The following is a 22274-nucleotide window of genomic DNA, read 5'->3' on the forward strand; positions in this document are numbered from 1 at the left end:
GCGCGATATGCGGTGTGCCGGGGCCGCGCCATTGGTCTGTCCGACAATAACAGGCTCTCAGACGGCCAGCCGCTCGAGCTGCCGCAACAGCTCCGACGCGGCGATGGGGTCGAGAGCGCCGAAGCTGCCCTCCGCCATCCGGACATCGAGAATGTGCTGCTCGTCGGGATCGTCGTAGTAGCCGCCCCGGATACCGGCACTCAACCGCAATACCACCTGGTGGCGGCCGAATTGCTTGTATCCCGTGGAGTACTCCAGATCCCACCCGCGATTGCGCAGGCCGTACGCCTTGCCGGTCGATATCTTCCAATTGTCGAAGCGGGACAGGTGATTCGAATCCGCCTCCTCGGGGGTGAACGCGTGCAGGTCGCGCTCGAGCTGCTCGAACGGTTGCAGCAGTTCGTAATCGGCGAAGACGCCGCGCCAGGTGTCGAGCGCGCCCATGAGGTGCAGGGGGTGGGCCACGCCGACGAGCGCCTCCTCGGCCAGCTCGAACGGCTCGTCCTCGGCATCGGCGAAGGTGCCGTCGCTGTCGATACGGAACGACCCCGTCACCGCACCGGCCTGATCGAAGACCGCCCACACCAGCCGCCGCGCCAACTGCCCGAGCACCGGATGGTCGACGATGGTCTGCCGGAACAGGTTCGCGCGCCAGCGGCGGCCGTCCACCATGGCGCCCTCGAAACGCCGAATCTGTTCGGTGGTCACGGCTTTCAGCTCCTTGGTGAAGGCGCGGAAGGAATCCTGGGCCAGCGGTGCGAGGTCGGGATCGTCGGTGGCGGCCGGTTTGGGCAGGGTACGCCGGGTGGTGTCGCCGACGGTCACGGAGGGGCGCAGTTGACTGTCCAGGCCGACGACGAATTGCCGGGGACCGTAGTCCAGTGTCAGCGTGCTGTCGCGGGACAAGCCCAATTTCGGCACGAGGCGATCGGCGAGTTGTTCGTCGTCGAGGCCGAGTCGCTGGCCGATCTGGGCCACCTTCTCCTCCGCGTAGGCGCGCAGCTTCGCCTGTTTGACGCGTCCGGCGAGGCGGTGCAGCTGTTCCAGGGCGGTGTCGCTGCCGATGGCGGCCAGCACGTCGAGCCCCTCCATCGCCCGCGCGGTACCGCCCTTGCTCGGCCATTCCCGAATCAGCGGGAGGAGTCTGCGCACCGTGTCGTCGGTGGCGAACAGCGCCAGCGAGCGCAGCGCCCAGCGGTCCTTGGTGGGATGACCGGCGAGACGCCAGTCGTCGAAGACCGCCCAGGAGAACTCGGCCAGGTAGAACGGATCCGCCGCCTCGGCCACGGCCATGACATCGGGATGGTGCTCATCGGCCCCGCTGGCCAATAGCGTGATCAGGTGTGCGACACCGGTTTCGGGGACAGCGCTATCGCTGTCGCGCAGGCGGATCTGGGGGAGTAGTGGCAGCGGAAGCCACCGTGGGACCTTCGACTTCTTCGGCGCGGGTGCCGCGAGGAAGGCGGGCAACCGTGCCGGGTCGGCGTCGGGGAAACGGCGCGTGAGGTTGAGCAGCGCTTTCGCCTTCGGGTCGGCGTACTCGTCGATGAGGTCGGTATGCGCGACGGCGTGCAGCCGCAACAGTCGAACCACCTGCGGCGCACCGGTTTCGGCGGCGCGTCGCGACAGCAGTCGCATGGCGCGACGGGGATAGCGGGCGATGGCCTCTTCTAGCGCCACGAGCACCGGTTTGTCGTCCATGCGGTCGAGCAGGGCCTGGAACGGTTCGTCGGCGGGTAGCTGCGCCAGCACGCCCGGCAGCGCCTTGGTGCCCTCGCTCCAGCCGTACTGGGTGCTGGTGAACTCCCGCATGAGCACCGGGACCACCTCCGGACCGACCTGGGTGAGCAGGCTGAAAATCTGCTCGGGGCGCAGTTGCAGATTGCCGCCGGGCAGTTCGGCGACCCGCGTCAGTTGGGCCATCGTGGTCACCGAGGAGATGAGCATCTGCCAAGGCTGCGCGTGACCCAGACCATCCTCGGGGCCGAGCAGCAGGTCCGCGTCCAGCCAGTCCTGCCGTTCGGGGACCAGATACGAGGTGGCGAACCGGGCCCACACCGTGCCCGGTTCGGAGCGCAGCTCCGAAAGCCGTTGCACGGCAGCGCGGTACTGGTCCTCGGGCGCCGCGGCGAGTGACCGTCGGACGCGCTGTGCCATCAGGTCGAAGTACGGCGTACCGCCCCAATTGCTGTCGGACAGGGGATGTAGGGCGCTGTAGACGAAGCCGTCGTCGGATTCCCGCAGGCCGACGTCGAGTCCACGTCGACGGACCACCACCTCCGCGGCGAAGCCGACGCCGAACTCGGTGATCCAGCTGTCGACGAGAGCGTCGATGACAGTTCGCTCCCACTCGGTGGACGGGTTGCCACGGCCGGTCGAGACCGACCAGTCCAACATCGCCCAGATCGCCGCCGCGCCCAGGGGAGACCCTTCGGCGTCCGGTGCGTCGGCGTAGCGCTGTGCGGCATCGGCGATTTCACCGAACCCGTCGGCGCGCATCATGGTCACACTGCTGTGCACCACCCCCGCGAACCGATGGCGCAGCAGATCCCGCACCGCCTTGGTGGCCTCCGGGTCCACCGCGTACTGCGGCGGCTCGTTGATACCCCGAAAGGCTTCGGCGCTGGCTCGCCAGTGCGCGGGCACCGACCACTCCTCTTCGATCATGGCGTCGATAGTGCCTTGTCGCACCGACAGATTCGCGGTCGACCATCGACAATACATACGGCCGTATGTATTGTTTGGGGCATGGACGCTGGTCGAATGTTCGAACTCGCTCGTGAACTCGCGGTCGTCAAGAGCCGCCAGGATGTGGCGGGAGCGCTGCGGCTCCTGCATCCGAACATGGTGTTGGAGAGTCCCGCCTTCGGGTCGGTGGTCCGCGGGCACGCGGCGAACGACGCCGCGCTGCGGTGGTTCTTCGCGACATTCCCGGACTACGACGTGGAATTGCGGGGCCATGCCGCCAATGACGAAACCCTGTCGTGCTGGGGAACGGTGCGAATGACATTGACGGACAGCGGATTGGGTGTGACGCCGAACGGGCGTCGCGCCGAAGTGCCGGTCTCGATTCGCTTCACCTTCGCCGACGATCTCATCGCGAGCGAGTACTTCTTCTTCGACTTGTCGGAACTGTGCGCCCAATCGGGTGTCTCCACCGACGAAGTCCGCCGAAAGTTGTTCGGAGACAGGAGATGACCATGGATACCCGGATTCGAGACGTGCGCGGACTCGAGACCCGACCGCTGTTCGATATGGCAATCGATCTGGAGGCGCCGCTGAATATCGGTGGGCCACTGGGGCATCGGGCGCTGTTCGGGGCCGCGCGCGGCACCTTCGAGGGGCCGAAGCTGCGCGGCGAGGTGCTGCCCGGCGGCGGCGACTGGGCGTTGTTTCGCACCGACGCCACCATGAATCTCGATGTCCGCATCACGCTGCGGGTCGATGACGGCGCGCAGGTGTACATGAGCTATTCGGGGCGCTGGACGACGCCGCCCGAACTGCGTCCGGAGATGGGCGATTCCGCGACGCGGCACCTGGTGGACCCGGACCGGTACTACTTCCGCACCGCGCCGATGTTCGAGACCGGAGCGCCGAACTACCGGTGGCTCAACGACATTGTGTGCGTCGGCTTCGGCTATTTCATCGACGGCGGAGTCGCCTACCGGGTGTTCGAGGTGCTCTGAGGCTGGAGACGACTCAGCGCGGCGGCGTGAGCAGGGTGTCCACCAGGCGGTGCACCATGCTCACGCTCTCCGTATCACCAAGGCGCAGTGCGATATTGGCCGCATTCAGCACCGCGTAGATCTGAAAGGCTCCGAGTTCGGTATCCAGCGGCGCGATCTCGCCCTGCTCGACGGCGACCGTCAATTCCCGCTCCAGCACCGCCAGCCAGGCGCGCCGCTGATCGGCGAGCGCATCCCGCACCGGCCCCGGGCGACTGTCGAAGTCGGGCAGATTCGCCGCCCAGAAACATCCACCCGGCAGCAGCGGTGCGGCGGCGTACTCGAGCCAGTGCTCGACCAGGGCCCGAATGCGTTGTGCCCCTTCGGGTACCGACGAGGCCGGAACGATCACGGCCGCCAGGAAGACGGCGAGCGCTTCGTCCACCGTCGCCAGCTGCAACCGCTCCTTGGTGCGGAACAGCGTTTGAATCCCGGCCTTGCTGATGCCCAGCTCATCGGCGAGCCGTCCGAAACTGATGCCGTCGAGACCATCCAGCGAGGCGATATCGACGGCTCGGCGCGTAATGGCCTTGCGGGAGCGTGCCCCGCGGCTCAGCCGACCATCCGAAGGCTCCATACGGTCGATCGTATGTCAGCGCTTCGGATGCGTCAGTTGGGGCGGGTCGGAGCCTGACGGCGGTGTGCCGAACCGCCATTGGCCAGCACCTCGAGATCCTCGAGGAACTTCTCGACGGCCTCCGAACGCGCCTGCGGGGTGCTGACGTGCTCGCGCACCTTCTCCTCGGTGAGGTCGAGCATGGCGGCGGTGAGGTCGGCCTCCAGATCGCGAATGAGCTGGCGGCGGAACAGGGCGATCTGGGTATTGCCCTGTTTGCGCACGCGCTCGACCTCTTCGGCCGCGATCTCCCGCATCTGCGCGACAATGCGCTCGGCGTCGCGCTTGGCATCCTCGCGTAGCTGTTCGAGTTCCTTCTGCGCCTCGGCCACGGCATTGTCGTAGGACCGCTTGGCCGACTCCAGCCGGGTCGCCGCCTCTTCGCTGTCTTCGATCTGGCGCGCGATGGTGTCCTGCGCCTTGTGCATCAGCCGCGCGACCGGCGGCTGAATCCATTTGATCCAGATGAAGATGATGACACCGAAGCCGAAGAGCTGGCTGAGGAATATCGGCCAGTCGAAGGTGATCTGCCAGCCGCTCGCGGCGAGCAGATCATTGGTTCCGATCATGAGGACGCCCGTCTCCTCTGCTGGCCAGCGCCGCCGCCGACCCGTCCGTCATCCACGCCGAGCACCCGGTCCGCCATGGTCTGGGCGAGCGGTTCGACCGCTTCGCGCAGCTCGGCGGCGACCTGATCCGCCTGAGCCCGCAGTTTCGCCTCGGACTCGGCGACAATCTCGTCGGCCTGTCGCTGCGCGTCGCCGCGCAGCTCGTCCAGAATGGTGCGGCCCTCGGCGCGCGCCTCATCGCGAATGCCCCTCGCCTCGGCGCGGGCCTGCTCCAATGCTGTCTTGTAGCGGGCCTCGGCCTCGGCGAAGGTCTCCTTCGCCTCTTTGTTGTTCTTCGTGGTCTCCTCGACCCGCCGCTCCCGCTCCTCCAACACCTTGCGGATCGGCGGGACGACGTAGAACCACATGACGCCGAGCACGATCAGGAAGATGATCAGCTCGACGAAGAAGGTGCCGTTGGGAATGAGGAAGTTCCCCTCGGCGAGGACATCCACATCCGGGGGCGACGTCGCTGCCGTTGGCACAGACATCACGAATTACTTTCCGGGAGTGGCGAATACGAACAGGGCCATGAAGGCGAGGTTGATGAAGTAGGCGGCCTCGACCAGACCGACGGTGAGGAAGAAGTTGCCGCGCAGGCGGCCCTCGGCCTCGGGTTGCCGGGTGACGCCGTTGATCAGGGCGGCACCGGCGATACCGTCACCGATACCCGCGCCGATCGCGCCTCCGGCCATGATGAGTCCGCCGCCGATGAGGGCACCTTGGACGATGGTGGCGGTTGCTGGATCCATTTTTCACTTCCTGTTCAATGTTTTTCGTGCTCTGTCGACATTGTCTGGCTGAAGTACAGGATCGTCAGCAGGGAGAAGATGAATGCCTGAATAGCGCCGACGAACATGTCGAACAACTTCCATACGGCATTCGGAGCCCAGGAGATCCAGAAGGGGAACAACGTGATCACCGAGAGCATCACGCCGCCCGCGAACATGTTTCCGAACAGTCGCAGCGACAGCGAAATCGGCTTGGCGATTTCCTCGATGACATTGATGAAGACCATGGGGCCCCACCCGGTGTGGCCCTTGAGCAATTGCTTGGCATGTCCTCCCGGTCCGCGTCGCGCCACACCCGCCGCCTGATAGCAGATGAATACGAACAGAGCGAGTGCATACACGAAATTCACGTCGGACGCGGGCGGTTTCACCAATTCGCCGTCACCGTATTGCACCGGCAGTACCGACAGCCAGTTCGACAACAGGATGTAGACGAAGAGGGTGACGGCCAACGGCAGTGCGAACGGCGCGACCTTCATGCCGATGGCGGTCTCCACCTGATTGCGCATCTGAACGGTGATCGATTCGAAGAACAGCTGGACGCCGTTCGGCACGGCCGAGGTCAGCTTGGCCCGCAGATAGAACGCCAGCCCGAGCACGATGACCGCCGCTACCAGCGTCGATACGATCGTGTCGAGGTTGAAGGTCATTCCGAGCCACTCCGCCGTGGGGTGGACGCCGACATGGATCTTCGGCTCGGCCGCCTCTTCGGCGAGGAGTGCGTCGGAATGTGTGGTCTGGGCGAGGAAACTCGGTCGTGTGCTCATGATGACTGTCGAAGCGCTTTCAATTCGGGCACGACTGTAGTGAGAACTATGACGACTTGGAACAGGGCCAGGCCGAAGAAGATTCCGATGCCATCGGGCCGGGTCAGGAACGCCACTATAATCGAGACCCCGGTAATACAGAGCAATCTCGCGGCAGACGACATGGCGAGTTTCTGCTTACTCGGCGTTTCGGCCCGGGTGATTCGTCCGGTGGTGATCCAGGTGAGTTGGGTATTCCCCAGGCCGAGGCCGAGTCCGACGCAGATCAATACGCCCAGCAGTAGTCGATCGAGGAGGCCGGTCACCATCAGGGCCAGGACGCCGAGGGTGATGGCGAAGACGCCCGCTCGGCGTATCCGGAGCTGATTGACGTTCACCTACTGCACCGTCCTACCACGTCGTAGCGGGTTCGTGATTGATCCAAAGCATACACAGCCCAACCACCCTGTGTGACAACGTTTTTGATCTTTCTGGAATTGATCTTGCGAATTGATCTTGTAAACAATGGCATTTCGATCTTGTAAGCACTATTTCCCAAGATCAGCCAAGCCTTCGGGCTCGGCGACTTTGCAGACTGGACGTCCGAATCTCCCCTCGCGCAGGGGGATTCGCGCGCCTCCTGACCGACCGGTAACCTTCCGAACGTTTGGTTTGGTGAAGGGATTTCGCTGTGCAGGATTCGGTGGCCGCGGCTCGTGTCGTGGATGTGATCGTGGTCGGTTCCGGAGCCGCGGGGATGAGCGCGGCGCTCACCGCCGCCACCCACGGTCTCGAGACGGTGATCATCGAAAAGTCGTCGTACTGGGGCGGTTCCACCTCCCGCTCCGGCGGCGGCATCTGGATTCCCGGCAACGATGTGCTCACCGCGCAGGCTCCCGGCGACGACAGGGAGGACGCGCGGCGGTACCTGAAGAGCATCGTCGGCCCGCACGTCGACCCGGCCCGGATCGACGCCTATCTCGATCGCGGCCCGGAGGCGCTGCGCTACCTCATGAAACACGCACCGCTGCAACTGGAATGGGTGCGCGATTACGCCGACTACTACCCGGAGGCCCCCGGTGGGCTGGCGACCGGCCGCTCCTGTGAGCCGCTGCCCTTCGACGGACGGCGACTCGGCGCGGATTTCGCCACACTGCATCCGCCCTATGGCGATTCGGCGCCGCCGAACGTGGTCGCGAAGCAGTCCGAATACCGTTGGCTGAGCCTGGGATTGCGCACCTGGCGCGGGCCCGCCGCGGCGGCGCGCATGGGTGCGCGGGCGGTCTGGGCGTCCCTGCGCCGCAGGCGGCTGCGGGTCTACGGCGCGGCCCTCATGGGCGAACTCATGCTGGGGGTGCGGGCGGCGGGGGTGCCCGTGGAACTCGGCACCGCCCTGACCGACCTGATCACCGAGGACGGTCGCGTGGTCGGCGTGCGCGTCGAGCGCGACGGGCAATCCGAGGTGTGGCGGGCCCGCCACGGAGTGGTGCTGGCCTGCGGCGGTTTCGAACACAATGCCGAGATGCGGCGGAAGTATCAGCGCGAGCCCATCGGCACGGAGTGGACCACCGGTGCGCCCGCCAATACCGGTGACGGCATCACCGCGGCGCTGAAACTCGGTGCGGCCGTGAACTTCATGGACGACGCCTGGTGGGGTCCGACCATTCCGCTGCCCGAAGGGCCCTGGTTCGCCCTGGCGGAGCGCTCGCTGCCGCGCAGCATGGTGGTGAACGAGCGCGGGGAGCGGTTCATGAACGAATCGCTGCCCTATGTCGAAGCGGTGCACCGGATGTACGGCGGTGAGTACGGCCAGGGCGACGGGCCGGGGGAGAACATTCCGGCCTGGCTCATCTTCGACAAGAAGTACCGCAACCGGTACATGTTCGCCACGGTCCCGGGGATGGTGCCGCTGCCGAAGGCGTGGTTCGACTCCGGAGCCCTGGTGCGCGCCGCGACCCTCGCAGAGCTGGCGGAGCGGATCGGGGTGCCCGGTGACCGGCTCGCGGCGACCGTGGAGCGGTTCAACGGTTTCGCGAAAACCGGTGTGGACGAGGACTTCCGGCGCGGCGAGAGCGTGTACGACCACTACTACGGGGATATCAGCAACAAGCCGAATCCGAGCCTCGGGCCGATCGCCAAGGGACCGTTCTACGCCGCCAAGCTGGTGCCGGGGGACCTCGGCACCAAGGGCGGCATCGAGACCGATACCTCCGGTCGCGCGTTGCGGGCCGACGGTTCGGTGATCGCGGGGCTGTACGCGGCGGGCAATACGAGCGCGCCGGTCATGGGGCACACCTATGCCGGACCGGGCGCGACCATCGGACCGGCGCTGGTCTTCGGATACCTTGCGGCACTGGACATCACCGCGCGGGCACGGTCCGCGGCGGAGGCGTGAAGCACTCGCGGGTGCGATTCACCGCCCGATAGGTCAGGCTGGTCGGTACGCCTCGGCGCTCTCGATTGGTCGGTGGCGGTGGGTACAGTCGGGAAACGCGGTGGTGAACCGTGTTGTAGCGACGAAGGGGGCTTCATGGGTCGTGGGGGTCGAGGGTGGCGGACAGTGGTCGTGGCCGCGATTGTCGCGGTGCTGGCGGCGTGTAGCGGTGGCGGGGAGGAGGCCGATCCGCATCTGTGGCTCGAGGAGTTGGACAGCCCTCGCGTCCAGGAGTGGATAGGTAAGGAGAACGCGCGGACACTCGGTGTGCTGGAACGGCATCCGAACTTCGCCGACAACTTCGCGCAGACCAAGGAACTCAACAACTCGCCGGACCGCATTCCCATGCCGCGCCTCGAGCACGGTCGGGTGGGGAATTTCTGGCAGGACGCCGAGCATCCGCGCGGCATCTATCGGGAGACCACGCTGTCCGATTACGAATCGGCGCAGCCGAACTGGACCACCGTGCTGGATCTGGACGCGGTCGCCCGGGCCGACGGCGCGAGCTGGGTGTGGCAGGGGATGCTGTGCGATCCCGTCACCTACACCCGGTGTCTGGTGCGCCTGTCCGACGGCGGCGAGGACGCCGTCACCGTACGCGAATTCGACCGCGCCACCGGACAATTCGTCTCCGACGGCTTCGTGCTGCCGCGCGGCAAGCAGTACGCCGCCTGGGTGGACGCCGATACCGTTCTGGTTTCGCGGGAGTGGCAGCCCGGCGAGGTCACCGCCTCCGGGTACCCCTACATTGTGAAGCAGCTGCGCCGCGGCCAGGATCTCGCCGCGGCCGTGGAGATCACGCGCGGCGACCACGCCGATGAGCTCGCCACGCAGCCGGTGCTGTTGAACGACGGCGACGGCCGCCGCCTGAATTTGATCGTGCGCGGCACCACCTTCTTCGAACACCAGGTCAGCCTGCTCGACGGCGGCGGCGCGGTGCATCTGGCGATTCCGCCGAAGCACTCCCTCGAGGGGCTGGTCGGCGACCGGCTACTCGTGACGCTGGACCAGGATTGGACCACCGACGGCGCGACATACACCGCCGGAACACTGATTTCCCTCGATTCCGACGAGCTCGCCCGCGAACCGGGGCGATTGCGGGCCACCGCCGTGTACGTCCCCGGGCCCACCCAGACCTTGCAGAGTGTGCTCACCACCCGAGACCGGATCGTGGTGACCACCCTCGACGATGTGCGCGGGCGGGCGACCGTCTACACGCCGGGGCCCGACGGAACCTGGTCCGGCGCACCGGTTCCCGTGCCGGACAACGCCACCGTCGAGGCGGTGGACGCCGACCAGACCGGCGATACGGCGTATCTGTCGGTCACCTCGTTCCTCACGCCGACCACGCTGTCGCGGCTCGACACCGTCACGGGCGCGCTCGCACCCGTGAAAACCGCTCCGGCACGGTTCGATTCGTCGCGGTACGTGGTAGAACAGCTCGCCGCCACGTCGCCGGACGGGACTCGGGTGCCCTACTTCGTCGTCCGGGCCGCGGACGCGCGGTTCGACGGCACCAATCCGACGATCCTCACCGGCTACGGCGGTTTCGGCTCCAGCTCCACACCCGGCTACGACGGGGTGCTCGGGCGGCTGTGGCTGGCGCGCGGCGGCGTCTATGTCATCGCCAATATTCGGGGCGGCGGCGAGTACGGTCCGGCCTGGCACCAGGCCGCCCAGGGCGTGCACCGCCAGCGCGCCTTCGACGACTTCGCCGCTGTCGCACAGGATCTCATCGATCGCGATATCACGACGCCGCGCCACCTCGGCATCCGGGGCGCGTCCAATGGCGGGCTGCTCATGGGGGTGCAGCTGACCCAGCGCCCGCAGCTGTGGAACGCGGTCGACATCGCGGTACCGCTGCTGGACATGGTGCGCTACGAGCAGATCGCGGCGGGGGCGTCCTGGGTGGACGAGTACGGGACGGTCGCCGATCCGGAGCAGCGCGCGTTCCTGGAATCGATCTCGCCCTACGCCCAACTGAAAGCGGACGCGGACTATCCCGAGCCGCTGGTGTGGACGACCACCAAGGACGATCGGGTCGGACCGCAGCACGCGCGCAAATTCGCCGCCCGACTAGCCGAGCAGGGCCACCCGTACCTGTTCTACGAGGCCACCCAGGGCGGGCACGGCGGCGGGTCGAACAATGACGAGAAGGCGCATACGACAGCGCTGGAGTACACCTACTTCCAGCGTCAGCTCATGTGATCCGGATCGATCAGCGCGACGGCGATCGGCACCAGCAACTCCACCAGCTCGCGCACCGGCGGGCGCGGCTGCTCCAACAGCCACTCGTGCGCGAGGCCGTTGACCGCGCCGATGAGGGCGCTGGTGGCCAGGGCCGGATTGCCGCGAGGTCGGGCATTCGGTCCGGCCGCCGTGTGCACCACGTCCAGAACCACCGCGCCCCAGGCATGGCGGCGGGCGCGGCGGTGCTGCTCCATGCGCTCGCTCACGCCGACCACCTCGATGAAGGCGACCTTGGCGCGGTAGGGATCGGATTCGATGGAGTCGAGATAGGCCGAGAGAATATGGGTGAGCGCGGTGGCCGGATCATCGCTCGGCTCCTGGCGAGCCAGAGCCGCGGCAATGGCGGCGGCGGCCTCGTCCTGAATGCGGTCGTAGGCCGCGACCAGGACGTCCTCGCGGGTCTCGAACTCCTCGTAGAACTGGCGCTTGGACAGGCCAGCCGCCGCGCACACATCGGCCAGCGAACAATTGGCGTACCCGCGTTCGGCGAAGATCCTGGTCGCCGCCTCGAGGAAGCGTTGCCGCCGTTCGGCCTTGCGCTCCACCACGGCGCGGCCGCCGTACTGTCGGCCCTCGACTGTCACTGCCCGCCTTCGATGGTCACGCCACACACCGTAGTCGGGGCGGCGGCGACGCGGCGACTCGCTCAGGGGCGCGGGCGCAGTCCGTCGGTGAGGTGACGGACCATATCGCGCAGTAGTTGATCGGCGTCGTAATCGGTGAAATCCGAACCGACCAGGGTGGCCACGCCCTGCAACGCGGCGATACAGGTGATCCCGATGCGCTTGGGATCGCCCGCCACGATCTCGCCCGCCTCCTGCCCCGAGGCGATGAGGGCCACCGGCACCGCGAACGCGTGCTGCACCGAGGCCGACAGGTCGGGGGAGGTGGAGCGCTGTTTGCGGGTGAACATGAGCGCCAGCAACTCCGGATTGTCCATGGCGAAGCGCAGGTACGCGCGGGCCATGCCGTACAGCCGCTCGGTCACCGGGCCCTCGGCGGTGGCGGCCTCGGCGAAGCGCTGGCCGAGGCGCTCGAATCCGCTCGCGGCGAGCTCGTCGAGCAGCGCCTGCTTGTCGCGGAAGTGGCGACTGGGCGCGGCGTGGCTCACGCCGATATCGCGGGCCAGCTGCCGCAGCGACAGACCGTCGACGCCGACCTTGCGCAGCGTGGCCTCGGCTCTCTCGAGCAGGGCGGAGCGCAGATCGCCGTGATGGTAGCGAGAACGGATGGACATGGTGAGCACAGGATATCCGACACAATCTGGATGTTGGCATTGACTACTTTGTAGCCACTGTCTACATTTGCGCTTGCTATGACGAACCAGAGCGCATCCGAGGCGAAAGGCGGTGTGACCGTGGAGCAAACGAACACACCCGAGGACGAGGACACGGTCGTGCGGTCGGCCCGGTTGCCGCTGCGCGGCTGGATCGGGCCGGTCGTGATCGTGAGCCTGCTGGCCGCGCTGCTCGCCACCATGTACCTCGGCTACACCGCCGATCCGGAGAAGAATCTGCACGACTTCCCGATCGCGCTGGTGAACCAGGATGTGGGCGACAGCCTCGACGGCGAGGCGGTCAATTTCGGCAACGAGATCACCGCGGCGCTGACCGAGGGAATGCCCGCCGACAAGATCGATCTGCGGCTGCTCGGGATCAACGAGGCCCGCCAGCAGTTGCGGACCGGACAGGTCTACGGGGCCATCGTCATTCCGAGCGACTTCACCAAGCGGCTGGCCATTCTCGGCGCGGCGTCGGTGGTGCCGGGGGAGATCGAGCGGCCGCTCATCACCGTCAATACCAATCCGCGCGCGGGCACCTATGCCGCGTCCATCATGCAGCGGATCACCGATCGGGCCATGGCGGAGGTCGACACCACCGTGGGTGCGCGGTTGACCGAGCGGGTGGAGAGCAAGCTCGCGGCCTCGCCCGGCGGCGCGGCGGCCACCCAGCTCACCGGGGCCGCGCGACTGCTGTTGGCGCAGCCGATCGATATCGAGGTCACGCCGTTCCGGCCGCTGCCCGCGGGCACCGGACAGGGGCTGTCGGCCTTCTTCTACACGCTCATCCTGCTGTTCGCGGGCTTCTCGAGCGCCCTCATGACCCATTCGCTGGTGGACTCGTCGCTGGGCTACGCGCCCGCCGAATACGGTCCCTGGTACCGGAATTCGCGTCCGGTGCCGATCAGCCGCTGGCGCATGCTGCTGACCAAGTGGGGCATCGCGGTGGTCACCGCCCCGGTGGTGTCGGCCATCTTCCTCGGCATCGCGACGCTGCTCGACATGCCCATCGACCACGCCCTGGCGCTGTTCCTCTACGGCACCCTCGCCGTGGCGGCGGTCGCCGTCACCGGCCTGTCCGTCCTGGCGGCGTTCGGCACCCCCGGCTTGGTGGTGAACATGGTCCTGTTCGTGGTCCTCGGCCTGCCCTCCTCCTCGGGCTCCATCCCCATCGAGGCCACCCCGCGCTACATCGCCGACCTGGCCGCTTTCGAACCCATGCACCAGATCTACCTGGCCGTGCGCGCCATCCTCTTCTTCGACGGCCACCTGGAAGCGGGCCTGAGCACCGGCATCTGGATGACCGTCCTGGGCCTCGCGATCGGCCTCGCCTTCGGCGCGCTGGCAACCCACACCTACGACCTGCGCGGCCTCTACCGCCTCGGCGTCTCCCACCGCCCAGCGGAGGCCGCGCCCGCGGAGTAACCCCTCGCCCCGAAACCCGTGCTTCCCACGGGTTTCGGGCACGCGCGAATCCCGTGGTGCTCAGGGGTCTCAGGGGCGAAGCCCCTGAGAGCCACCCGAGAGTTGGGTTCCCCCAGCGAGGCGAAATGGTTCGCGAAGCCCCAAAGCGGCTATTCCGCTGACGGTTCCGGGGCCCATACGATGAGATGTTCGGCGAAGGCGGGAGATCTTTCGTGGCGGGCGCGTGCGTTCGCGAGCGGGGTGGTGGCGGTGTCCGACAGTGAGTTCCTGGTGGCGGTGTTGGCGAGATTCGCGCGCCTGCTACCGGCCGCACGCGACCTGCCGCATATTCTCGACGAGCTGTCCCGCAGCGCCGTCGACGTGTTGAAACCCGATGGCGTGAGCGTCGAGCTGTGCCTGCCGGAGCAGTCGGAGCTGCGCCGCGCCACACCGGACGAGCTGCTGGAACTGGAAGCGTGCCAATGGGATTGCCTGCGCGGCCCGGCGGTGGTCGCCCGCACCTGCGGCGCGCCGATGACCGTCACCGAGGTGGCGCGCTACCGCGATATGTGGCCGGAGTACGCCGAACTCGCTGAGCAGCACGGCTTTTCGTCCGTCGCCGCGATACCCATGCGGGTCGAACACGCCGAAACCGGTGTGCTGAGCCTCTATTCGCGCCGACCGCGCGGCTGGACCAGCGCGGACCTCTCGGTCGCCGCCCTGCTCGCCGGAATGGCCGCCGGGCATATCGCCAGTATGAATCTGGTGCGCCAACACCAGCGCATGACCGAGCAGCTACAGCGCGCCCTCACCACCCGCATCGTGGTCGAACAGGCCAAAGGCGTTATCGCGCACGCGCATCGCACCACACCCACCGCCGCCTTCGAACTCATTCGCGCCCACGCCCGGCGCAATCGGATCACCGTGCACGCCGTCGCCCGCGGCATTATCGAACTCGGCCTGCGAATCTGAGCGCACGCGCCGAGTTTTGCGAAGTTGAGTGACCCTGTGAAGATCGCTGCGTACGCATTACGCATGTCCGGTAACGTGGCGGGAGCGGAGCCGAGATCCCCTGTCCCCGGACGGATTCCGTGGCGTTGACGACCATCCCTACCCTCGATGGCCCGTTGCGACCCGCAATTCCTCTGGGGGAAGATCCATGTCACGAGCACAACGGCCCGTCGCGGGCGCATCCACGCGCTGCGGCAGTGATCACGACGATCTCCTACGCCGCATCGGCACCGGCGACCGCGAAGCCTACGGCCAGTTCTACCGCGCCACGCGCGCACTGGTCTTCACCCGGGTGCGCGCCGTCGTGCGCGACCCGGGCTACGCCGAGGAGACCTGTCACGAGGTGTACCTGCAGGTCTGGCGCAGCGCGGCCGCCTTCGACTCGACGCGCGGCAATGCCCTGACTTGGCTGTGCGCCCTGGCCCACCATCAGGCCGTGGACCGGGTGCGCCGCGAACGCATCGCCTACGGCTACGAAAACCAGTGGGGCGTCAACGATTACCGCCGCCCCGCCGACGTGGTCTCGGAGGAGATCGTGCGCCGCCACGACGAACACGCCGTGCGCATGGGCCTGACCGCGCTCACCCAGCGCCAACGCGAATCGGTGGTGCTCGCCTTCTACGGCGGGCTGACCTACCGTCAGGTGGCCGCGCGCCTCGGCATCGGCGAACCCGCCGCCAAGGAGCGCATCAGATCCGGCCTGGCGCACCTGCGCACGGCGCTCATGGCCGTGCAACCGCACTGAACCCGGCCGCCGCCCGGCTCTCGTCGCCGCCTCAATGTCCGGCCGTCGCCCGAAACCCGCGCGGCACCAACACCACCGCCAGCACCGCCACCGACCCCACCAGCGCCACGGAGATCCACGAGGTCGTGGTGAGCGCCGAATCATAAGCCTGCCGAGCGGTATCGAGGATCTGCTGACCGGCCGCACCACCGGTCTGGTCGGCCACGTAGGCCGCGCCGCCCACCGAACCCCGCGCGGTATCGAGCTCCGCACCGTCCAGTGGCAGCCCGGTCATATGGCTGGCGAACACGCGCGCGTGAATACTGCCCAGCAGTGCCACGCCGAGGCCGATGCCGAGTTCGTAGTTGGTCTCCTCCACGGCCCCCGCCTGTCCGGCGCGCTCGGGCGGCACCGCGGCGACCATGACGGCCGCCGCCGCGGTCACCGCCAGGCCATCGCCGAGTCCGAGCGTCACCAGCACCAGCGCCACCACCGGGTACACCGTCGGCTCCGGCGACAGCGCCAACACCGCGAAACCGCAAGCGAGAGCGCCCAATCCGATACCGAGTACGCTGCGCACCCCGATATGGCGCAGCAGCCACGGCGTGGCCAGCGACCCCAACAGCGTCGCGATGGCCGCCGGAATCGTGCGCAACCCCGCCTCGAGCGGTGAATAGCCGTGAATGTATTGCAGCCACAAGGAGATCAGGAACAGCGCGGCACCGATGGCGAGCATGGCCAACAGCGTGGCCAGCGCCGCCGCCAGGAAGGTCCGATTGCGGAACAGCCGCACGTCCAGCAGCGGATCGGGCGAGCGCAGCTGCCGAAAGGCGAAGAGCCCCAACAGCGCCAGCGCGACCAGCAGCGTCAGCACATCCATCGCCTCGACACTGCCCGCGGCGACGTGTTTGATTCCCCAGGCCAGCGCCACCACGCCCACGATGGACACCAGCGCGCTCACCCAGTCCAGCCCGCCGGACTGCGGCGCGCGGTACTCCGGCAGCAGTTTCACCCCGGCCGCCACCGTCACCACGACCACCGGCACATTCATCCAGAACGCCGCCGACCACCCGAAGTGCTCCACCAGTACGCCACCGGCCACCGGCCCCACGCACGCGCCCGCGCCCGCCACCGCCGCCCAGATGCCGATGGCGAGGGTGCGCTCGTGATCGTCGGTGAAGATCGTGCGAATCAGCGACAGCGTGGACGGCATCACCATGGCCCCGCCGATACCGAGCAGCACCCGTCCCGCGATGAGCTGCCACGGCTGCTGCGCGGTCGCGGCCACCACCGAGGCGAGGCCGAAGAGCACGAATCCCACCAGGAACAGGCGCTTTCGGCCGAATCGGTCGCTGACCGCGCCGCAGGTGATGAGCAGCCCGCCCAGCACGAGGCCGTAGATGTCGATGATCCACAGCTGTTCGATGGGGGTGGGCTGCATGTGGTCGATGAGCGAGGGCAGCGCCACATTCAGAATGGTGGCGTCCATGGCCACGAGCAGCAGCGACGCGCAGAGCACGGCCAGCATGGCCCAGCGCCCCGGCAGCGCGGCGTCGGGTCCGTCGGGGCGCTCGGCGTCGAATGCGGGCAGCTGCCCGTCGGAGACTCGACCCACGGTTTCCCGCCTCCTCGCTTCGGCGATATCAGCTACGGCTCAGCTAGCCAACGATAGCGCCGGGGGCGGTTACTTCTTCAGCCCGTCCCCGCCGGTGCCGCCGCTGGCCAGCCCGTCGGCCAGGGCATCGACCTTCAGCGCGTGCCTGCCCTCGACCACGCCATTGCCGTCGGCGGAACCACCGCCGCGCTGCGCGGCGAGCAGATCGCGAATCTCCACCAGCAGCTCCAGTTCGGTGGGATCGGCCTTCACCTCGGTCGGCGCGGCGAAGCGCTTCTTCAGGTGGTTCATCGGCAGGATGAGCACGAAGTACAGCACCGCGGCCACCAGAACGAAATTGATGCCAGCGCTGATGATCGGACCCAGCGCCACGAAGGTGGCCGGTTTGCTGCTGATGAGCTGAATGCCAAGGCCCAGTTCGCCATTGGTGCCGAACACCGCGAGCAGCGGTTCCACCAGCCCCTTGGTCACCGAGGTGACGATGGCCGTGAACGCGGTGCCCATGACGACGGCCACCGCGAGATCGATGACATTGCCCCTCATCAGGAAGTCTTTGAAGCCCTTGAACATGACGCTGGTGGTATCCAATCCGAAATCAGTTCGCTAATGACGCGCGGAAGTCTAAAGGTGATTTCCCCGGCGACGCGCGCCACCCATCGAAAAGAGTTGCTGTGAGATTGCCAACGTGTGGCGGTCGAACTGTGTTCCGCCCCGCCGTGCTCGGCCTCCGACAAGGAAAACCTTTGTCGGAGGCCGAGACTCGGGGTGTCAGCCCAACTTCGACTTGAGATTCTCGACGATCTCGTTGAGCGCCTTCACGGCATCCGCCGCCGCGCCCTCGAGATTCGCCCGTACCTGTTCGAGGGTCTTGGACAGATCCTCGTTCGCGAGCTTGTCGGCCAGGGCCTTCGCCATATCGGCGAATTCGGCCGCCGCGGTGCTGGCCCGATCGGCGAGTTCGGCGGCGGTGCCGCTGGCCTTCTCCGCCAGCTGTCCGGCCGCCTCACCGGCTTTTCCGGCCAGGCCCCCGACGGTCGCGCCGACATTCTCGGCGAGTTCGTCGGAGGTGGCGGTGAGGTTGTTGTCCTCCTCGGTCATGGCCGCGATCCGCCTACCGGTCCTTACCGCCGAACTTGTCCTTCGCCTGTTTCATGGCGTCGTCGCCCTTGCGCTTGGCGTCGTCGGCGGCGTCATGGAACTTGGTTTCGAATTCGTCGGCCTGGTGCTCGATCTTGGAGCCCATCTCCTCGGCCCGGTGCTTGGCCTTCTCGGCGGCTTCCTTGGCTTTGTCCTTCAGAGACATCGAAACCTCCCTTGGTATGACACGCCCGGGGGCCGGGCGTGCGTTACGGGGTACTCGACGAGCTCACTACACGGTAGCCATCTTTCAGCAAACCGGAAAGTATCAAGATCAACCGATCGGGCCGAGCACCCGCTCGAGGTAGGGATTCGTGAATCGGCCCGCCGGGTCGAAGCGCCGCCGCACCTCGGCGAAGCGCTCCCAGTCGGGATAGCGTTCGCGCAGCGTCTCGGCGGTCTGGAAATGCCGCTTACCCCAGTGCGGCCGACCGTTGTACCGGTCGAACACCCGCTCGCACGCGCGGAAGTACGGCTCGTACTCCATCCCCACGTACTGGTGCACGGCGATGTAGCAGGTATCGCGGCCACCGGCGGGGGAGAGGAAGGCGTCGTCGGGAGCCACCCATCGCACCTCGATCGGCATGACCGTATCGAAGCGCTTGGCCACCTCTTTGATCTCGCGAATGGCCGCGACCGAGTGCTCGCGCGGGATGGCGTACTCCATCTCGGTGAACCGGAACAGCCGAGGGCTGGCGAAGACCCGGTGCGAGCGCTCCACCTGGCGGCGGTAGCTACCCGCGCGCGCCGAGAACTTCTGCACCTGTGGGATCAGCGCCGGGGTGCGGCGGGTGAGGCGGCACAGGGCATCGAACATGTGATTGTTCAACAGCACGTCGGAGAACCACTCCACGGCCCGACCACGCGGCTCCTCGGGTAGCTCGACGGTGTTGTTGCGCTTGGTCATGGCGATCGAGCTGTGCGCGAACATGTAGAACTCGAAGTGCTCGTTGCCGTCCACATGGGAGTCCAGGTCGGCGAGCACCTCCTCGAGCGGTATCGGTCGTTCGATGCCCTCGAGCACGAACGACGGGACCATCTGGAGGGTGACCGCGGTGACCACGCCGAGCGCGCCCACATTGACCCGCGCCGCGCGCCAGCCCTCGGGGTCGGTCTGCTCGTTGAGTTCGACAATGCTGCCGTCGGCGGTCATCAGCTCGATGGAGTGCAGGGCGGCCGAGAGGTTCTGCAGCTTAGCGCCGGTGCCGTGCGTTCCCGTGGCGGTCGCGCCCGCGATGGTCTGGACGTCGATATCGCCCAGGTTCGGGAAGGCCAGGCCGAGCGGGTGCAGGGCATTGCTGGCGGCATTGAGCGTCAGGCCCGCGTCCACGCGCACCAGGCCGGAGGCGCGATCCACCGAATGGATGCGGTTCAGCTTGGACAGCCGCATGAGCAGGCCGTCGGTGAGCACGGTTTCGGTGAAGGAATGGCCGGATCCGGCGACGCGCACGGTCTGTCCGGCGGCCTCGGCGCGCTTCAGCAGCGCGGCGATCTCCTCGGCGGAACCCGGTTCGGCGATGGACGCCGGAGTACAGCTCTGATCCCCGGCCCAGTTCGCCCAAGAGTTGGTCATGTGACCAACATAAACCGCCCGGTGTGATCGGCGCTACCGTTTGCGGCACTCCCATATGGCCGATTTGGCGCGTTCGACCTCGTCCTCGGTCAGCGGTGCGATGGTCAGGGGCAGCCGGGGTACCGAATCGCCGCGCACGCCATTGAGGATCAGCGCCATATAGCGTCGCCAGACCTCCGGATTGACCGGACGCGCGAAGCCCGCGACGGCGTCGACCATATTCACCATGGCGAACAGATCGCCCGGCTCGATCTCCGGCTGCAGTACGCCCGCGTCCTTGGCGCGCTGCACCACCTCGTGCATGCCGGGGCGAATGCGGTCGCGCATACACGCGAAACGCTCCATGCTGTCGCGCATTTCGAGCAGCACCTCGGCGAGGCCGCGATTGGTGGCCATGTGCTGGCAGGCGTACTCGAACACATCGGACAGGCCCTGCCAGGGGTCCGACTGCTGCAGCGCCGCGTCGATGGCCTGGCCGAAGGCCTCGACATTCTGGTCGAAGACCTCGGAGATGAGCTCCTGCTTGTTGGCGAAGCGGCGGTAGACGGTGCCGACGCCGACGCCCGCCTTGTCGGCGACATCGTCGAGGGTGATCTCGAGACCGTGCTCGGCGAACAGCTCACGCGCGGCCGCGATGATGCGCTGCTGATTGCGGGCGGCGTCGGCGCGCAGACGGCGAGGCGGTTGACCTGCGGCGATAGCTGGTTCGTCGGAGACAGTGGCGTGATTCACACCGCCATATTATCAAGCTCCGGGATTAAGTGGAGGACTTCTCTCCGTTTTGCTGGTAACTTCACAGAAAACCGGAGGGGGCTCCTCCACTCAGCGTACGGGACAAGGAATCACCTATGACAACCACAGTCGACATAGCCAAGGCCGCGCCGCCGACCGGCCGCCGCGGCTCGCACGCGATGCGCTGGTGGGTGCTCGCGGTACTGGGCGTCGCACAGCTCATGGTCGTGCTCGACGCGACCGTCGTGAACATCGCACTGCCCGAGGCCCAGGCCGATCTGGGCTTCTCCAATGCCGACCGGCAATGGGTCATCACCGGCTACGCGCTCGCCTTCGGCAGCCTGCTGCTGCTCGGCGGACGCCTCTCGGATCTGTTCGGGCGGCGCACCACCTTCATCGCCGGACTCGTCGGCTTCGCGGTGGCCTCGGCCGTCGGCGGCGCGGCGGCCAACTTCGAGGTGCTCGTCGCCTCCCGCGTCGCGCAGGGCGTATTCGGCGCGCTGCTGGCACCGGCGGCCCTGTCGCTGCTGACCGTTACCTTCACCGAACCTTCCGAGCGCGCAAAGGCTTTCGGCATCTTCGGCGCCGTGGCGGGCGCGGGCGGCGCGCTCGGCCTGCTGCTCGGCGGCGCGCTCACCGAGTGGGCGTCGTGGCGCTGGGTCATGTACGTGAACCTGGTCTTCGCGGCCGTCGCACTGGTCGGCGCGGTACTGCTGCTGGCCAAGCACGTCAGCACCGACCGGCCGAAACTCGATGTGCCCGGCACGATTACGGTGACCGCCGCGCTGTTCGGCATCGTCTACGGCTTCTCGCACGCCGAATCCGACGGCTGGACCGATTCGGTGACACTGGCCTTCCTCATCGGCGGCGTGGTGTTGCTGGCGGCCTTCGTGGCCATCGAAGCGCGGGTGGCCAATCCCTTGCTGCCCTTGCGGATTCTGACCGACCGCACCCGGGCGGGCTCCTACTTCGCGGTCTTCGCCATCGGTATCGGCATGTTCGCGATGTTCCTGTTCCTCACCTACTACATGCAGCAGACGCTCGGATACACGCCGATCATCACCGGCGTGGCCTTCCTGCCCATGGTGGCGGGCATGGTGATCTCCTCCACCACGGTGCCGTCGCTGGTCATGCCCAAGGTGGGGCCGAAAGTCGCGGTGGCCGTGGGCTTCCTGCTCGAGGCGCTCGGCATGGCGTTGCTGACCCGCATCGACCTGGACACCTCGTACGTCACCCACATCCTGCCCAGCCTGATCCTCATGGGCCTGGGTGGCGGTACCGCGATGTCCATCGCCTTCCAGGGTTCGACGGCGGGCGTGGAGCACACCGACGCCGGTGTCGCCTCCGCCATGGTGAACACCAGCCAGCAGGTGGGCGGCTCCATCGGCACCGCGCTGCTGAGCACCCTGGCCGCCAGCGCGTTCTCGGACTACGTCGCCGAGCACGACCCGACGGCGCCGGTCACCATGGCCAAGGCCGCGATCGAGAGCTACATCACCACCTTCTGGTGGGCGGCGGGCATCTTCGTGGTGGGCGCGATCGTGGTGGCCCTGCTGCTGCCGAATACGGTTCCGGCTCCGGCCGAGGGGGAACCGGTGCTGGCGCACTGAGTTTCGCCACGCTGACTGA

Annotated in this window: 23 protein-coding genes; 8 read left to right on the top strand and 15 right to left on the bottom strand. The window is 67.2% G+C overall.

What is annotated here, in order from left to right:
* Positions 1-57: 57 nt before the first annotated feature.
* Complete coding sequence (locus ACIBH2_RS18630; protein ID WP_397118928.1) at positions 58-2667, bottom strand: DUF4132 domain-containing protein; 2610 nt, start codon at positions 2665-2667, stop codon at positions 58-60.
* 81 nt (positions 2668-2748) lie between these two features.
* Between ACIBH2_RS18630 and ACIBH2_RS18635 the strand changes: the two genes are divergently transcribed.
* On the top strand, positions 2749-3198 hold the full coding sequence (locus tag ACIBH2_RS18635) for an ester cyclase (RefSeq protein WP_397118930.1): 450 nt from the start codon (positions 2749-2751) through the stop codon (positions 3196-3198).
* Positions 3195-3686, top strand: a complete 492-nt coding sequence (locus ACIBH2_RS18640; protein WP_397118932.1) for a DUF3237 domain-containing protein — start codon at positions 3195-3197, stop codon at positions 3684-3686. The genes ACIBH2_RS18635 and ACIBH2_RS18640 overlap by 4 nt, the downstream gene beginning before the upstream one ends.
* Positions 3687-3699: 13 nt before the next feature.
* Here ACIBH2_RS18640 and ACIBH2_RS18645 read toward each other — a convergent pair whose 3' ends face one another.
* Genes ACIBH2_RS18645 through ACIBH2_RS18670 form a run of 6 tightly spaced genes read right to left on the bottom strand, consistent with a single transcriptional unit; the run spans position 3700 to position 6884 of the window.
* The gene (locus tag ACIBH2_RS18645; RefSeq protein WP_397118934.1) at positions 3700-4302 is read right to left on the bottom strand and encodes a TetR/AcrR family transcriptional regulator; all 603 of its coding nucleotides are present in this window, start codon (positions 4300-4302) and stop codon (positions 3700-3702) included.
* 32 nt (positions 4303-4334) lie between these two features.
* Positions 4335-4910 carry a hypothetical protein gene (locus tag ACIBH2_RS18650; protein ID WP_397118936.1) on the bottom strand — a complete coding sequence of 192 codons (576 nt, stop codon included), beginning with the start codon at positions 4908-4910 and terminating at the stop codon, positions 4335-4337.
* Complete coding sequence (locus tag ACIBH2_RS18655; protein ID WP_397118938.1) at positions 4907-5440, bottom strand: F0F1 ATP synthase subunit B; 534 nt, start codon at positions 5438-5440, stop codon at positions 4907-4909. The genes ACIBH2_RS18650 and ACIBH2_RS18655 overlap by 4 nt, the downstream gene beginning before the upstream one ends.
* A 6-nt stretch (positions 5441-5446) precedes the next feature.
* Positions 5447-5701: a F0F1 ATP synthase subunit C gene (locus ACIBH2_RS18660; RefSeq protein ID WP_397118940.1), complete on the bottom strand. Its 255-nt coding sequence runs from the start codon at positions 5699-5701 to the stop codon at positions 5447-5449.
* Between the two features lie 14 nt (positions 5702-5715).
* Positions 5716-6507: a F0F1 ATP synthase subunit A gene (gene atpB / locus ACIBH2_RS18665; RefSeq protein WP_397118942.1), complete on the bottom strand. Its 792-nt coding sequence runs from the start codon at positions 6505-6507 to the stop codon at positions 5716-5718.
* Positions 6504-6884 (bottom strand): hypothetical protein, encoded by a 381-nt coding sequence (locus ACIBH2_RS18670; protein ID WP_397118944.1) that lies wholly within the window; start codon positions 6882-6884, stop codon positions 6504-6506. Before ACIBH2_RS18670 ends, atpB begins: the two co-directional genes overlap by 4 nt.
* 293 nt (positions 6885-7177) lie before the next feature.
* On the opposite strand from ACIBH2_RS18670, the gene kstD reads away from it, so the two are divergent.
* Together kstD and ACIBH2_RS18680 are read left to right on the top strand one after the other, a co-directional pair.
* Positions 7178-8881, top strand: a complete 1704-nt coding sequence (kstD, locus tag ACIBH2_RS18675) for a 3-oxosteroid 1-dehydrogenase (protein ID WP_397118946.1) — start codon at positions 7178-7180, stop codon at positions 8879-8881.
* Positions 8882-9046: 165 nt separating this feature from the next.
* The gene (locus tag ACIBH2_RS18680) at positions 9047-11128 is read left to right on the top strand and encodes a prolyl oligopeptidase family protein (protein ID WP_397118948.1); all 2082 of its coding nucleotides are present in this window, start codon (positions 9047-9049) and stop codon (positions 11126-11128) included.
* On the opposite strand, the gene ACIBH2_RS18685 is transcribed toward ACIBH2_RS18680, so the two are convergent.
* Positions 11116-11754 carry a TetR/AcrR family transcriptional regulator gene (locus ACIBH2_RS18685; RefSeq protein WP_397118950.1) on the bottom strand — a complete coding sequence of 213 codons (639 nt, stop codon included), beginning with the start codon at positions 11752-11754 and terminating at the stop codon, positions 11116-11118. The genes ACIBH2_RS18680 and ACIBH2_RS18685 overlap by 13 nt on opposite strands.
* 62 nt (positions 11755-11816) lie before the next feature.
* On the bottom strand, positions 11817-12407 hold the full coding sequence (locus ACIBH2_RS18690) for a TetR/AcrR family transcriptional regulator (protein ID WP_397118953.1): 591 nt from the start codon (positions 12405-12407) through the stop codon (positions 11817-11819).
* Between the two features lie 78 nt (positions 12408-12485).
* Here ACIBH2_RS18690 and ACIBH2_RS18695 point away from each other — a divergent pair, with 78 nt between their 5' ends.
* The 3 genes from ACIBH2_RS18695 (at position 12486) to ACIBH2_RS18705 (ending at position 15609) form a co-directional block, all read left to right on the top strand.
* The gene (locus tag ACIBH2_RS18695; RefSeq protein ID WP_397118955.1) at positions 12486-13874 is read left to right on the top strand and encodes a DUF3533 domain-containing protein; all 1389 of its coding nucleotides are present in this window, start codon (positions 12486-12488) and stop codon (positions 13872-13874) included.
* Positions 13875-14123: 249 nt separating this feature from the next.
* Positions 14124-14825 (top strand): ANTAR domain-containing protein, encoded by a 702-nt coding sequence (locus ACIBH2_RS18700; RefSeq protein WP_397118957.1) that lies wholly within the window; start codon positions 14124-14126, stop codon positions 14823-14825.
* 187 nt (positions 14826-15012) lie between these two features.
* Complete coding sequence (locus ACIBH2_RS18705; RefSeq protein WP_397118960.1) at positions 15013-15609, top strand: sigma-70 family RNA polymerase sigma factor; 597 nt, start codon at positions 15013-15015, stop codon at positions 15607-15609.
* A 31-nt stretch (positions 15610-15640) separates the two neighbouring features.
* Here ACIBH2_RS18705 and ACIBH2_RS18710 read toward each other — a convergent pair whose 3' ends face one another.
* The 6 genes from ACIBH2_RS18710 to ACIBH2_RS18735 form a co-directional block, all read right to left on the bottom strand.
* Complete coding sequence (locus tag ACIBH2_RS18710) at positions 15641-17203, bottom strand: MFS transporter (RefSeq protein WP_397118962.1); 1563 nt, start codon at positions 17201-17203, stop codon at positions 15641-15643.
* Positions 17204-17272: 69 nt separating this feature from the next.
* Positions 17273-17791, bottom strand: coding sequence for a large conductance mechanosensitive channel protein MscL (gene mscL / locus ACIBH2_RS18715; protein ID WP_397118964.1), 519 nt, complete (start codon positions 17789-17791; stop codon positions 17273-17275).
* A 180-nt stretch (positions 17792-17971) separates the two neighbouring features.
* Positions 17972-18301, bottom strand: coding sequence for a hypothetical protein (locus tag ACIBH2_RS18720; protein ID WP_397118967.1), 330 nt, complete (start codon positions 18299-18301; stop codon positions 17972-17974).
* A 13-nt stretch (positions 18302-18314) separates the two neighbouring features.
* Entirely contained in the window at positions 18315-18506 is a 192-nt protein-coding gene (locus tag ACIBH2_RS18725) for a hypothetical protein (RefSeq protein WP_397118969.1), read from the bottom strand.
* Positions 18507-18614: 108 nt separating this feature from the next.
* Positions 18615-19913, bottom strand: a complete 1299-nt coding sequence (locus ACIBH2_RS18730; RefSeq protein WP_397118971.1) for a D-arabinono-1,4-lactone oxidase — start codon at positions 19911-19913, stop codon at positions 18615-18617.
* A 33-nt stretch (positions 19914-19946) separates the two neighbouring features.
* The gene (locus ACIBH2_RS18735; protein WP_397118974.1) at positions 19947-20645 is read right to left on the bottom strand and encodes a TetR/AcrR family transcriptional regulator; all 699 of its coding nucleotides are present in this window, start codon (positions 20643-20645) and stop codon (positions 19947-19949) included.
* Positions 20646-20761: 116 nt separating this feature from the next.
* Here ACIBH2_RS18735 and ACIBH2_RS18740 point away from each other — a divergent pair, with 116 nt between their 5' ends.
* The gene (locus ACIBH2_RS18740; protein WP_397118976.1) at positions 20762-22255 is read left to right on the top strand and encodes an MFS transporter; all 1494 of its coding nucleotides are present in this window, start codon (positions 20762-20764) and stop codon (positions 22253-22255) included.
* The last annotated feature ends 19 nt before the right edge of the window (positions 22256-22274 follow it).

Origin of the sequence: Nocardia sp. NPDC050406, assembly GCF_044459025.1 — a bacterium.
In the GTDB taxonomy this organism is placed as follows: Bacteria; Actinomycetota; Actinomycetes; order Mycobacteriales; family Mycobacteriaceae; genus Nocardia.